The sequence below is a fragment of the Kitasatospora sp. NPDC052868 genome (assembly GCF_044547105.1).
Lineage (GTDB): Bacteria > Actinomycetota > Actinomycetes > Streptomycetales > Streptomycetaceae > Kitasatospora.
Genome location: NZ_JBITZW010000002.1, coordinates 576,337 through 589,063, shown reverse-complemented (window position 1 = coordinate 589,063; position 12,727 = coordinate 576,337). Strand labels below are relative to the sequence as shown.

9 protein-coding genes are annotated in these 12,727 nt (G+C 74.4%); 7 read left to right on the top strand and 2 right to left on the bottom strand.

Features of this window, described 5'->3' with window-relative positions; all coding sequences use genetic code 11:
• The first annotated feature begins 33 nt into the window (after window positions 1–33).
• Complete coding sequence (locus ACIGZJ_RS06255; protein WP_396456243.1) at window positions 34–1,896, top strand: HSP90 family protein; 1,863 nt, start codon at window positions 34–36, stop codon at window positions 1,894–1,896.
• A gap of 3 nt (window positions 1,897–1,899) precedes the next feature.
• Window positions 1,900–4,806 (top strand): hypothetical protein, encoded by a 2,907-nt coding sequence (locus tag ACIGZJ_RS06250; protein WP_396456189.1) that lies wholly within the window; start codon window positions 1,900–1,902, stop codon window positions 4,804–4,806.
• Between the two features lie 77 nt (window positions 4,807–4,883).
• Here ACIGZJ_RS06250 and ACIGZJ_RS06245 read toward each other — a convergent pair whose 3' ends face one another.
• Together ACIGZJ_RS06245 and ACIGZJ_RS06240 are read right to left on the bottom strand one after the other, a co-directional pair.
• Window positions 4,884–6,164 carry a carbohydrate-binding protein gene (locus tag ACIGZJ_RS06245; protein WP_396456188.1) on the bottom strand — a complete coding sequence of 427 codons (1,281 nt, stop codon included), beginning with the start codon at window positions 6,162–6,164 and terminating at the stop codon, window positions 4,884–4,886.
• Window positions 6,165–6,352: 188 nt separating this feature from the next.
• Window positions 6,353–7,852: an MFS transporter gene (locus tag ACIGZJ_RS06240; protein ID WP_396456187.1), complete on the bottom strand. Its 1,500-nt coding sequence runs from the start codon at window positions 7,850–7,852 to the stop codon at window positions 6,353–6,355.
• A gap of 178 nt (window positions 7,853–8,030) precedes the next feature.
• On the opposite strand from ACIGZJ_RS06240, the gene ACIGZJ_RS06235 reads away from it, so the two are divergent.
• The 5 genes from ACIGZJ_RS06235 (at window position 8,031) to ACIGZJ_RS06215 (ending at window position 12,704) form a co-directional block, all read left to right on the top strand.
• Window positions 8,031–9,011, top strand: a complete 981-nt coding sequence (locus ACIGZJ_RS06235; protein ID WP_396456186.1) for an Lrp/AsnC family transcriptional regulator — start codon at window positions 8,031–8,033, stop codon at window positions 9,009–9,011.
• A 217-nt stretch (window positions 9,012–9,228) separates the two neighbouring features.
• A complete protein-coding gene (locus ACIGZJ_RS06230) occupies window positions 9,229–9,429 on the top strand; it encodes a hypothetical protein (protein WP_396456185.1) in 201 nt (66 codons plus the stop codon).
• Window positions 9,430–9,535: 106 nt separating this feature from the next.
• Window positions 9,536–10,060 carry a MauE/DoxX family redox-associated membrane protein gene (locus ACIGZJ_RS06225; RefSeq protein ID WP_396456184.1) on the top strand — a complete coding sequence of 175 codons (525 nt, stop codon included), beginning with the start codon at window positions 9,536–9,538 and terminating at the stop codon, window positions 10,058–10,060.
• A gap of 77 nt (window positions 10,061–10,137) precedes the next feature.
• A complete protein-coding gene (locus ACIGZJ_RS06220; protein WP_396456183.1) occupies window positions 10,138–10,728 on the top strand; it encodes a TlpA disulfide reductase family protein in 591 nt (196 codons plus the stop codon).
• A gap of 8 nt (window positions 10,729–10,736) precedes the next feature.
• Window positions 10,737–12,704: an ABC transporter ATP-binding protein gene (locus tag ACIGZJ_RS06215; protein WP_396456182.1), complete on the top strand. Its 1,968-nt coding sequence runs from the start codon at window positions 10,737–10,739 to the stop codon at window positions 12,702–12,704.
• Window positions 12,705–12,727: the final 23 nt, after the last annotated feature.

Sequence of the window (12,727 nt, the reverse complement as noted above, 5' to 3'; positions counted from 1 at the left end):
GAGAACCCGTCCCAGCCCGCCGCGAACCCGCCCGTGAACCAGTCGGGCGGCGACCCCGCGAGCGCCCACACCTTCCAGGTGGACCTGCGCGGCCTGGTGGACCTGCTCTCCCACCACCTCTACTCCAGCCCCCGGGTCTACCTGCGCGAACTCCTGCAGAACGCGGTGGACGCGATCTCCGCCCGGCAGGCCCTCGACCCGGCGGCGCCCGCCCGGATCACCGTCCACGCCGCCGACGACCTCACGGTGACCGACACCGGCGTCGGCCTCACCGAGGCCGACGTCCACACCTTCCTCGCCACCATCGGCCGCAGCTCCAAGCGCGACGCCGAGGGCCGGCTCGACGGCGCCGGACTGGCCGTCGCCCGCGGCGACTTCATCGGCCAGTTCGGCATCGGCCTGCTCGCCTGCTTCGTGGTCGCCGACGAGATCACCGTCGTCACCCGCTCCGCCGCCACCCCGGACGCGCCCGTCATCGAGTGGCGCGGCCGCTCCGACGGCCGCTACACCATCCGCACGCTGGCGCCCGAGGCCAAGCCCGAGCCCGGCACCACCGTCCGGCTGGCACCGCGCGCCGACGCCGCCGAGTGGACCAGGTCGGACCGCGTCCTGTCGCTGGCCCGGGACTTCGGCAGCCTGCTGCGCCACGAGGTCACCGTGGTCGACGGCCGGGGCACCGCCCACCGGGTCAACCACACCCCGCCGTGGGCCGACCGGCAGGGCTCCCCGCTCGCCCGCCGCGACGCGCTCGCCGAGTACTGCCGCGCCACCTTCGACTTCACCCCGCTCGACACCATCGAGCTGGACCTCCCGCTGGTCGGCCTGCGCGGCGTCGCCTACATCCTGCCGGACGCCGCCCCGCCCTCCCGCCGGGTCGGCCACCGGGTCCACCTCAAGGGCATGCTGCTCTCCGACCAGGCCGCCGAACTCCTGCCCGACTGGGCGTTCTTCGCCCGCTGCGTGGTCGACACCGACAGCCTGCGCCCCACCGCCTCCCGCGAGGGCCTGTACGCCGACGAGACCCTCGCCGCCGTCCGGGACGCCCTCGGCGCCCGGATCCGCGACTGGCTCACCGGCCTGTCCGCCAGCGACCCGGCGCTGCTGCACCGCTTCATCTCCGTCCACCACCTGGCCGTCAAGGAACTCGCGCGCTACGACGACGAGTTGCTCCGGATGCTGCTGCCGTGGCTGCCGTTCGAGACCACCGACGGCAACGTCACCCTGGACGAGTTCGCCCGCGCCCACCCGGTCGTCCTGGTCACCCGGACCGTCGAGGAGTTCCGCCAGGTCGCCCCGATCGCCGGCGCCGCCGGCCTCGGCGTCGTCAACGGCGGCTACACCTACGACCGCGACCTGGTGCACCGGCTGCCCGAGATCCGCCCGGGCACCTCGGTGGCCGACCTCGACCCGACCACCGTCACCGCCCACCTGGACACCGTCGACCCGGCCGCCGAACTCGCCGCCGCGGCCTTCCTCACCATCGCCCGCGAGGTGGTCGGCCGGTTCGACTGCGACGTCGCCCTGCGCAGCTTCCACCCCACCAGCGCGCCCGCCCTGCTGCTGGACAACCGGGAGGCCCGGCACGAGCGTACCCGCGCCCAACTCGCCGACGAGGCCGACGGCCTGTGGGCGGACATCCTCGGCTCGCTGCGCGCCGAGGTGCCCCGCGCCCAGCTGGTGCTCAACCACCTCAACCCGCTGGTCCGCCGGGCCGCCTCCATCACCGGCCGCGAACTCGCCGTCACCGCCGTCGAGGCCCTCTACGGCCAGGCGGTGCTGCTCACCCGCCGCCCGCTGCGCTCCAGCGAGAGCGCCCTGCTCAACCGGTCGTTCATCAGCCTGCTCGACCACGCCATGCTCGGCCAGGAGCCGGCCGGCCCGCAGAAGGAGTCCTGACCGATGGACCGACTGGACACCACCGAGGCCGTGATGGCGGCCCTGCGGGAGAACGACACCCGCCCCTACGGCCGCCAGCGGACCGTCACCGCCGAGGAACTCGTCGACGCCGCCGAGCAGTTCGACGACACCGCGACCAGGGCGCTGGCACTGCTGGAGCTGATGGAGGCCTACCAGTACGACGGCGAGCGGACCAAGTCCCCGGTGGTCTTCGCCCGGGTGCTCAAGCTCTGGGAGCGCGAACCCGACGCCTTCGGCGAGTGGGCCGGCCAGCAGGTCTTCTGGCGCTTCAAGTGGGTCGCCTCCTCACTGGTCGCCACCCCCGACGTCCCGCTCGACGGGATCCGCCGCTGGCACACCGAGATGCGCGACCGCTACCGCGCCGCCGGCCACGGCCTCCAGCCCTACTACGCCCAGCGCTACCACCTGGCCGCGCACACCGGCGTCGGCGAGGCGGACGCCTTCGACCTGTGGGCCGCCCGGCCGCGGACCGCGCTGAGCGACTGCGCCGCCTGCGAGATCCGCTCCCAGGCCGTCCACCACGTGCGCGCCGGCGACGACCGGCGCGCGCTGGAGGCCTGGCGGCCGGTGCTGGACGGCGAGAGCACCTGCGCCGAGGAGCCCTACCTCAGCCACGCCTACGCACTGCTCCCGATGCTGCGCCTGGGCCGGTTGGACGAGGCCCGCTCCAGCCACCTGGTCGGCTACCGGTTCGCCCGCGGCAAGGCCGGGATGGCCCGGGTGATCGGCCTGCACCTGGAGTTCTGCGCGCTCTCCGGCAACGAGCCGCGCGGCCTGGAGATCCTCTCCGAGAACCGCGACCTGTTCACCGCCACCGGCGACCCGCTGGGCCGGCTCGGCTTCCTCACCGGCGTCGAGGTGCTGGTCGCCCTGCTCGCCGAGCGCGGCCACGGCGGGCTGACCGTCAGCGGCCCGCCCGGGGGCGCCTGGACGGTGGACACCCTGCTGGCCCTCGTCCGCACCGAGGCGGACGAACTGGCCGCCCGCTTCGACGCCCGCAACGGCACCGGCCGGATCGGCGAGGGGCGCCGCGAGCGCCTCGCCCGGCGGCCGCTGCTCGCCGAGCCGCTCGCCCTCGGCGTCCGGGCCGCCGCAGCGCAGTTGGTGGAGAGCGCACCGCCCGCGCCGCGCCGCGCGGTCGAGACGGCGCCGGAGGACTTCGCCGACCTGGTCGCCCGCGCCCGCGAGCTGGACACCGTCGCCCACCCCGACGCCGACCGGCTCTGGCGGACCGTCACCGAGCGCTTCGAGGCGGACGGCTACGTCCACCGGGAGGGCACCGCGGCCGGCACCGCCGGGCGGCTGCGGGCCGAGATCGCCGAACAGCGGGCGACGGAGGCCCTCGACCGGGACGACTGGACCGGGGGCAAGGCCGAACTCCTGCACGCCGCAGACCTGTTCGAGCAGGAGGGGATGCCCGGCCGGGCGCTGGCGCTGCGCACCCGCGCGCTGGTCGTGGAGCTCGGCGACGTCGACGGGGTGACGACGGACTGGCCCGCCCTGGACGACGCGCTGCGCCGCTCCGCCGAGCTGGCGGCCGCGGGGGCGATCGATCCGGACGACCGGCTGGTCGTCCTCCAGGCCCTGGCCTTCTCCGCGCACTTCGACCTGGTGCACGCCCTGCCGGATCCGCCGGCCGAGCTGGTCCGGCGGTTCGAGGCCGCGGTGGCGCGCTACGACGAGGAGAGCGTCGCGCACGGCGCGGCCCGGCGCAGCGCGACCGCCCGCCAGTACGCGGCCGACGCGGCCGCCCGGCAGGGGCGCCTCGCGGAGGCGTCGGCGCAGCTGAAGCAGACCCTGGAGCTGCTGGACGAGGCGGGGCTGCCCTGGCACACCCCGCGGGTGCTCGGCCTGCTCGGGCAGGTGCTGCTCCAGTCGGGCGAGGCGGCCGAGGCGGTCACGGTGCTCCACCGGGCGCTCGCCGAGGCCGTCCAGTGGGCGGACGGCTCCTACCCGTTCGGTCCGACGTACATGATGCTCGGCCACGCGTCCGCGCACCTCGGGGACACCGCCGCGGCCGTCCGGGCGCTCTCCGAGGCCGCGGCGCGGTTCGACCGCAAGGGCGCGGCGGGCGCGGGGGACGCGGCCCAGGTCCGGCTGCAGCTGGCCGACCTGCTGCGGGACGGCGGCCGGCCGGCCGACGCGGTGGCCGTCCTGGAGTCGGTGCTGCTGGACGCTGGCCCGGAGACGGACGAGCGGATGCTGGCGCAGGCCCGGCTGGACCTCGCCCGCGGGCTGTTCGAGCTGGAGGAGTACCGGGACTCGGCGGAGGAGTACCTCCGGCTCGCCGACCTCGTGGGCGGCTGGGAGGGCGACCGGAACACCCACACCATGGTCGCCTCCGAGGCGGTCATCGCGCTGGCCAACGCGGAGCTCTGGGAGGCCGCCCACGCGGCCCGCGAGCGGGCCCTCGCCGCGCACGCCGAGGCCGCCCGGACGGACCAGATCGCGGCCATGCTGCGGGAGTTCGCCCGGCTGACGATGCGGGCCGAGGGCCCGGACGGGCTGGAGTCGGCGCTCGCCCGGCTGGCCGAGGCGGACGCCGTGCGGCAGCGCGCCGAGGAGAGCGGCGACGACGGGTACACCGACTGGTACCTGCGCGGCGCCGCCCACTACGAGCGGGCCCGCGTCTACGCGGTGGCCGGCCGCCACGAGGAGGCGCTGGCCTCGGCTGAGCGGGCGATCACCGAGCACGAGGCGGGCGGCGCTCCGGCGGAGACGCCGCGGGCCGAGGCGGTCCGGCTGGCCGCGCTGATCGAGGGCACCGACCTCGGCCGCACCGCCGCCGCCCGGGCGAGGCTCACCACGGCGATCGAGCGCTGCCGCAGGGCGGGCCTGGCCGAGGCGGCGGAGATCCTGGCCGACCTGCGCGGCCGGCTGGAGCAGTAGGGCCGGCCCCCGCGCGGGGGCCGGACCAGGGGTGGGCCCGCCGGTTGCGGTGGGCCCACCCCGCGCCGTGCGCGGGATCAGCAGGGGCCGTCGTCGGACCAGACGCCCCACTGGCCGCTCGCGGACGGGTTCTCGTTCAGGGTCCACCACTTGGCGTGGTACTTGTGGCCGCTGTAGGAGACCTTGTTGCCGCTGGTGTAGGTGGTGGTGGCGTTCCACGCCGGGTCGCTGCAGACGCCCGGCGGGGGGCTGGTCGGCGGCGTGGTGGGCGGGGTCGTGGGCGGCGTGGTGGGCGGGGTGGCGCCCGCGAACTTCACGGTGAACTTGGTGAAGTCCCAGTCGTTCTGGGCCACGCTGGAGCACGAGCCGGACAGGCCGGGGTCGACCGTCCCCGGGCACTGCCGGTCCCGGTTGACCGACCAGTAGGTGTACCGGGCCAGCTTGTGCGCGGTGGCGAAGTCCAGCACGGTCTGGAAGTCCGCCTGGCGGAAGTACTCGGCCGCGTCGGTGCGCCCGTTCATCAGCGAGACGCCCTCGTGCGCGTAGGCGTTGGCCTCGCTCCAGCCGAAGGTGGTCTGCAGGATCCGGTTGAACGCGACCAGCGCGTCGGTCTGCGCGGTGGCGCCGTTGAAGCCGCCGTCGAAGGGCATGATCGAGTAGTTGTCGGGCGTGAAGCCCTGCGACTTGGCCTCGTTGAGCATCTGCTGGCCGAACCAGCCGGTGCCCGCGCCCGTGCCGGCGGTGGTGATCGAGACGTACAGGCCCGGGTTGTTCTGCTGGAGGATGCGGGCGGCGCCGATCTCGTTGTGGATGGCGGCCGTGTTCTCGTACTCCGGCTCCTCCAGGTCGAAGTCGATCGCCTTCAGCTGGTACCTGGTGATGACCTTCTGGTACCCGGCGGCGGTGGCCTCCGGGGTGCCGCAACCCTGGCCGAGCTTGTTGCCGCCGTAGCCGCCGACCGAGACCGAGACGTCGCCGCCCTTGGCCCGGATGGTCTGGATGACGGCCGGCATGACGGTGTCGGTGTCGATCGAGGAGGTGCCGCCCCAGGCCGGCGTACAGCCGCCCTTGTCCAGGATGAAGGCCAGCTGGAAGGCCTTCTGCCCGGTGGCGTCCATCACCGCGGCCGCGTCCGGCGGGCTGTTGTCCTCGGGCATCAGGTACGGCGCCGAGGCGTACCAGTTGCTGCCCAGACCGGCGTTGGCGGTCTCGGCGGCGGCGTTGGCGGAGCCGGTTCCGGCCAGGGCCGCGAGGCCGCCGGCCAGCAGGCCGAGCACCCCGGCCACGGCCGCGGTGGTCCGGTGGCGTCTGCGGTGCGGGTGGACGGTGGAGTGCTGTGGGGGAAGGGCGCGTTCCATCGGAACCTCTCCAGGAAACGGCAGGGGAAGGCCCGTCCGCGCCAAGGTGGGGGCGGCGCAGCGGGCTCAACAGCCGCACGGCAGGGCGAAGTTGCGGGCGGCCTCCACTGGTATAGACCTGTCTGGAAACGCCGTCAACCCTGGGATGGTCAAGCCTTGGTCGGCACGGACCTCCGGCCCGTGCGGTATCAGTGCGCGCCACTCGCGCCCTGCGCCGCGCCGCCGCCGCGGCCGGTCATCGCCCAGGCCGCCGCCGCGGCCGCCGCGAGCAGCACCCCGGCCGCCCCCAGCGCGTGCTGGGCGCCGAGCCCGGCGGCCTGTCCGGAGCCGTCGTCGGCCAGGTAGACGCCGCCGACGAGGGCGACGCCCAGCGTGCCGCCGAGTTGCTGGACGGCGTTGAGGAGCCCCGCCGCCGAGCCGGTCTCCTGCGGGGAGACGCGGCGCAGCGCGGCGGTGAAGAACGGCGGGGTGAACAGGCCCACGCCGAGGCCGGCCAGGGCGAGGGCGAACGGCAGGCCGACCGGGTAGTGGCCGGCGGGCGCGGCCCGGTAGGCGAGGACCGCGGCCAGCAGGCCGGCGGCGAGGGTGGCGACTCCGGCGTGCAGGACGCGGGCGCCGTAGCGGGGGACGAGACGGCTGCCGGCCGCCCAGGAGGCGACGGCCAGGCCGGCGGACCACGGCAGCAGGGTGAGTCCGGCGGTGAGCGGGCCGGTGCGCAGGCCGAGTTCCAGGTGCAGCACCACGGTGATCATGACGCCGTTCATGACGGCGAAGAACAGGGTGGAGGTGGCCAGCGCGGCGGGAAAGACGCGGCCGCGCAGCAGGGACGGCTCGACCAGCGGCGTACGGCCGGCCGCGGCCGCACGCCGCTGGTGGGCGGCGAAGGCGGCCAGGACGAGCGCGCCGAACCCGGCGGCGGCCCAGGCGCTGTCGTCCGGCGCGCCGGTGCCCGCGGCGAGCGGGCACACCAGCAGCGCGGTGCCGGCCATCGCCAGTGCGGTGCCGACCGGATCGAGGCGGGGGCGGACCGGTGCGCGGTCCTCGCGCAGCCGCGGGGCGATGGCCAGGACGGCGGCCGCGAGCGGCAGGTTGACCAGGAACACCGCCCGCCAGGAGGTGCCGAACAGGTCGGCGTGGGTGAGCAGGCCGCCCAGGGCGGGGCCGAGGACCGCGGACAGGCCCATCACCGGGCCGATGGTGCCCAGGGCCCTGGGGAGTTCGTCGCCGTGGAACATGGTGCGGATCAGCCCGAAGGTCTGCGGGATGATCAGGGCCGCGGCGGCGCCCTGCACCGCGCGCATGCCGATGAGGACGGCGGCGTCGGGGGCGAGCGCGCAGGCCAGCGAGGTGAGGGCGAACGCGGTGACGCCGATCCGGAAGACGCGGCGGCGGCCGGCGATGTCGCCGAGGCGGGCGGCGGTGAGCAGGCCCAGGGCGAAGGTGAGGGTGTAGGCGGCGCTGTACCAGGGGATCGTGGCGGCGGCGCCGCCGAGGTCGGCGTGGATGACGGGCCCGGCGACCTGGACGATGGTGGCGTCGAGAAGGTTCATGGCCTCGGCGGTGAGCAGCGCGATCAGGGCGGTCCACCGCCAGCGGTAGGCGGGCGGGGCGTCGTGGGCGGTGCTGTCGTCGCGGGTGTTGGCCGTGCCGTCGGCGGTGCCGGCGGGCGCGGTGGAGTGCTCGGCCATGAGGTCCCCCGGTGGGTGGGCGGGATGCGCTGTGCGGATCTTCGGAGCCGCGGCCGGCCGGGTGTCCGCGGCGGCCGGTCCCGGCTGGCCACCACCCTGGCCCCGCCCGGTCGGCCGGTTCCACTCCCGGCCGCCGGATCGAGGATTTCATCCAGCCGGGGCGGCTATTTTGAGGAATATGATCGAACCGGACGACCTCGACCGCGGCCTGATCCACGCCCTCCACGTGGACGCGCGCGCCCCGTTCACCCTCATCGCCGACGTCCTCGGCTCCTCGACCCAGACCGTGGTGCGCCGCTACCGCCGCCTGCACGCCGAGGGCGGCCTACGGGTGGTCGCGCTGCCGAGCCCGCGCAGCGCCCGCACACACCAGTGGTTCGTCCGGCTGACCGCCGCCACCCGGACCGCCCACGACATCGCGGTCGCGCTGGCCCGTCGGCCCGACACCTCGTGGGTCCGGCTGACCTCCGGCGGCACCGAGATCGTCGCGATCATCCACACCGCGCCCAGCGGTCCGGACGCCCACTCCCTGCTGCTGCGCGACATCCCGCGGACCGCCGGCATCACCGCGGTCTCCGCGCACTACCTGCTGCACACCTACCTCGGCGGGCCCACCGTGTGGCGCGGCCGGATCGGTGTGCTCACACCCGAGCAGGAGGCCCGGCTGCGCGCCCACGACGTGCCGGTCGGATCCGGGGCCGAGGGCGAGGACCCGTACACGCTCACCGACGCCGATCTCCGCCTGCTGGCCGTGCTGCGCGAGGACGCCCGGACCAGCTACGCGGAGCTGGCCGCCGCGACCGGCTCCACGCCCGCCACGGTCACCCGGCGGCTGACCGATCTGCGCTCGCGCGGCGCGCTGTTCTTCGACGTCGACATCGAACCGGCCGTCCTCGGCGCCACCGTGTCCGCGCTGCTGTGGATGCAGGTCGCCCCCAGCCGCCTCGACGAGGTCGCCACCGAGCTGGCCGGGCACGAGGAGCTCGCCGTCGTCGCCGCCACCACCGGCCCCACCAACCTGGTCGCCCACGCCCTGTGCCGCGATGCGGAGGCCCTGCACCACTACCTGACCCGACGGGTCGCCCTGGACGCCATCACCCGCATCGAGACCGCCCCGGTCCTGCGCACCTACAAGGCCGCCGCGACCCTGCGGGGCTGAGCGTCCGGGGCTGCCGTCCGCCGCTGCCGCGGCCGCCCGCCGGTGAATTCGGAATCGGAGAATCCGATTCCGAATTCACGGCCCGGAGTCCAGATGTCGATGGCGGTCGAAGTTGGTCTAGACAAGCTGTTCATGTGTCGTATACGTTTCCGAACGCGAGATCTCGTCAGTAACTGAACAGCCGCTAGTACCCCCCTGCCGCAGTGTGGAGGAACAAATGGTCAAGGCAATTCTCAACCTGGTTGACGCCACCTTCTCGCGTGGGCTCAAGGAAGAGGCCGCGGACGCGCAGTGCGCGTGCCCGGCCGGCACCAGCTCGTGGTGCTCGGGCAGCACGCTCTTCGTTCGCACGTGCTGCTCCTGGAACTGCGCCGTCGCCCCGTCGTGTGACGTCTACGCGATCACCAACGCCTGCTGAATCCCGTCCTGACGAAACCTTCGTCCTGACGGAACCGGCAAGCTGATAAACAAGTCCGCCGGCGCCCCCGCCCGACCAGGGCGGGGGCGCCGGTGACGGGGGAGCCATGACCGCATACCTGTTGCTCGGCGCCCGCTGCGTGCTCGCGGCGGTGTTCGCCGTCTCCGCCCTGGCCAAGTTCCGCGCGCCGCGCGACTTCGCGTCCGCGCTGCGCGCGATGGCCGTCGTCCCCGACCGGCTGACCGGCGTGACCGTCGTCGCGGTACCGGTCGCCGAGCTGGGGCTCGGCCTCCTGATCTGGGCGCCCAAACCCATTGCGACCTGGGCGTTTGCCCTGGCGGGCGGGCTGATCGCGCTGTTCGCGGCGGTGCTGGTCTCGGTGCTCCGGCGCGGACTGGACGTCTCCTGCTCCTGCTTCGGGGCGTCCGGTGTGCCCGTGAACCGGGCCCATGTGGTGCGCAACCTGGTCCTGCTCGCCATCGCCGGGGCCGGTCTGACGGCGAGCGCCGCCACCGGTCCGGACGGCCTCGCGGTCGCCGGAGTGGCGCTCGCCCTGCTCGTCGCGGCCTTCGCCAGCATCCTGATCATCGCCACCGACACGCTGGTCGAACTCTTCTCGACCGCCCGCTGACCCATTCCCGGCGGATCCTCCCGACCACCCTCCTGCCGTTTTGTACGGCCGCGTGCTGGAACGAGGCAAAGATTCCCATGACCACGATCTCCGTCATTCTCGTCGGCTGTCTCTCGGTAGTCAATCTGGTACTCACCCTGGCGCTTGCGAAGAAAATAACCCTGATGTCCCACGGGAATTCCCACGGAAACTCGCACGGGAATTCACACGGTTCCTCCGGGGGTATTCTGACGGGCGTCTCGATTCCGGAGAACAAGCTGCCGGACGGCGCCCTGATGCCCCGGTTCCAGGCCGTCTCGATATCGGACGGTCCGGTATCCGGAAATGACCTGACCGGTGACCGGGCAGTAGTCGGATTCTTCTCGACGAGCTGCGGGCCGTGCCTGGAGCAGGCCCCGGACTTCGTCAAGGCCGTAGCCGGGTACCCCGGCGGGCGGGACCAGGTGCTGGCCGTGGTCAAGGGGAGCGGCGCGGTCGGCGACAAGCTCGTCGAGCTGCTCGAACCGGTCGCCCGGGTGGTGGTCGAGCCCGCCGGCGCCGGCGAGGGGTCCGTGGCGGAGGCGTTCGGCATCGTCCGCTGGCCCAGCTACGTGGACATCGACGCCGAGAGCCGGATCACCAACCGCCTCACCTCCGGCGACCTCACCATCGCGCCCGCCACGCTGTGACCGGCCCGATGACCAGCCCCCCGACCACCCCTCCGGCCGGCGCCAAGGCCGCAGGCCCGGGCCCCGCTCCCGCTCCCGCCCCCGGCGACGGACCGGCCCGCCACCGGCCCGCCACCCCGGCCGAGGGCCGCCTGGCGCTGAGCTCCGGCCTCGCGGCCTGCGCGCTCGCCTGGCGGGCGGGCCCGTCCGCCCTGGTGCTGTCGCTGCTCTGCAGCCTGGTCGTCGGCCTGCTGCCGGCCGGTACCGCACTGCTGGTCAGCGACCTGTTCGACGGCCTGGCGGGAGTCGGGGGAGCCCCGGCCGGCGCGCCGGTCGGCACCTGCGTCCTGCTGATCGCGGCGAGCCTCGGCCTGGCGCTCACCCCCTCGCTCGGCGAGTACGCCCGGGCCCGCAGCAGCCGGGCCATCCGGCTGCGCGTGCAGGAGGAGCTGTTCGACGCCGTCAACCGCCTGCCCGGCCTGCGCAACTTCGAGGACCCGCGCTTCCAGGACGAGCTGCGGCTCGCCCAGCAGGCCGGCGGCATCGCCCCCGACCTGCTGGTCGGCTCGGCGTTCAGCAGCCTGCAGGCGCTGCTGACGGTCGGCGGCTTCCTCGTCACCCTGTTCGTCGTCAACCCGCTGCTCGGAGGGCTCACCCTGCTGCTGACGCTGCCGCTGGTCCGGGTGCAGCTGGCCGCCGGTCGGCGGCGCGCGGCCGTCCTGCGCGAGACCATGCCGCGCAACCGCCGGCAGATGTTCTACGGCAGCCTGGTCGCGGACGTGGACGCGGTGAAGGAGATCCGGCTCTTCGGCCTCCAGGACTTCATCAAGCAGCGGGCCCGTACCGAACTCGTCGCCGTCGCCGCGGCCGAGAACCGGACCGACCGGCGGAACCTCTCCTGGCGGCTGCCCGCCTCGCTGCTCGGCGTCGCCGTGTACGGGCTCGGCCTGGTCTGGGCCGTCCAGGCCGCCCGGCACGGCGAACTGTCGATCGGCCAGGTGTCGGTCTGCCTGGCGGCCGTGGCCGGCATCCAGGCCGGGGTGGGCCAGCTCGCGAGCACCGGCTCGTCCGCCTACCAGGCGGCCATCACCTTCGCCCACTACCGCGCGCTGAGCAACGCCGAACCGGACCTCGTCCTGCCCGCGGTGCCGCTGACCCCGGGGCCGCTCGGCGGGACGATCGAGTTCCAGGACGTCTGGTTCCGCTACCACGAGGACGCGCCGTGGACGCTGCGCGGCGTCGACCTGACCATCCCGGCCGGCTCGGTCACCGCCCTGGTCGGCCTCAACGGCGCCGGCAAGAGCACCCTGGTCAAGCTGCTCTGCCGGCTCTACGACCCCGGGCGCGGCCGCATCCTCTGGGACGGCGTCGACATCCGGGAGTTCACCCCCGAGGCGTACCGGGAGCGGATCGGCGTGGTCTTCCAGGACTACTGCCGCTACGACCTCACCGCGGGCGAGAACATCGGCCTCGGCCGGCTCGCCCACCTCCAGGACGCCGAGCGGCTCACCGCGGCCGCCCGCGCGGCCGGCGTGCACGAGCGGATCGGCCGACTGGACGGCGGCTACGACGCACTGCTCAGCCGGATCTTCATGCCGGAGGGCGCGGGCACCGGCTGGGGCCACTCGCTCTCCGGTGGCGAATGGCAACGGCTGGCCGTGGCAAGGGCGTTCATGCGGGCCGACGCGGACCTGATGATCCTCGACGAGCCCAGCGCCGGACTGGACGCGGCCGCCGAGCAGGAGGTCCACGACAGCCTGCGCGAACTGCGCCGGGGGGCGACCAGTGTGGTCATCTCCCACCGGCTGGCCGCCGTCCGCGACGCCGACCGGATCGTCGTCCTCGGCGGCGGACAGGTCATCGAGGAGGGCAGCCACGAGCGGCTGATGGCGCTCGGCGGGCGCTACGCGGAGCTGTTCACGCTCCAGGCCTCGGGCTACCAGGACGCGGCACCCGGCCTCGGCCCGGTGCCCGGCCAGCCGGTCCACCAGTGGTAACCCCGCTCCACCAGAGGTAACAG

Bases quoted from the DNA above. Each gene is read 5' to 3' on its own strand.
- ACIGZJ_RS06250 (WP_396456189.1), top strand. From the start codon at position 1,900: ATGGACCGACTGGACACCACCGAGGCCGTGATGGCGGCCCTGCGGGAG.
- ACIGZJ_RS06245 (WP_396456188.1), bottom strand. From the start codon at position 6,164: ATGGAACGCGCCCTTCCCCCACAGCACTCCACCGTCCACCCGCACCGC.
- ACIGZJ_RS06240 (WP_396456187.1), bottom strand. From the start codon at position 7,852: ATGGCCGAGCACTCCACCGCGCCCGCCGGCACCGCCGACGGCACGGCC.
- ACIGZJ_RS06235 (WP_396456186.1), top strand. From the start codon at position 8,031: ATGATCGAACCGGACGACCTCGACCGCGGCCTGATCCACGCCCTCCAC.
- ACIGZJ_RS06230 (WP_396456185.1), top strand. From the start codon at position 9,229: ATGGTCAAGGCAATTCTCAACCTGGTTGACGCCACCTTCTCGCGTGGG.
- ACIGZJ_RS06225 (WP_396456184.1), top strand. From the start codon at position 9,536: ATGACCGCATACCTGTTGCTCGGCGCCCGCTGCGTGCTCGCGGCGGTG.
- ACIGZJ_RS06220 (WP_396456183.1), top strand. From the start codon at position 10,138: ATGACCACGATCTCCGTCATTCTCGTCGGCTGTCTCTCGGTAGTCAAT.
- ACIGZJ_RS06215 (WP_396456182.1), top strand. From the start codon at position 10,737: ATGACCAGCCCCCCGACCACCCCTCCGGCCGGCGCCAAGGCCGCAGGC.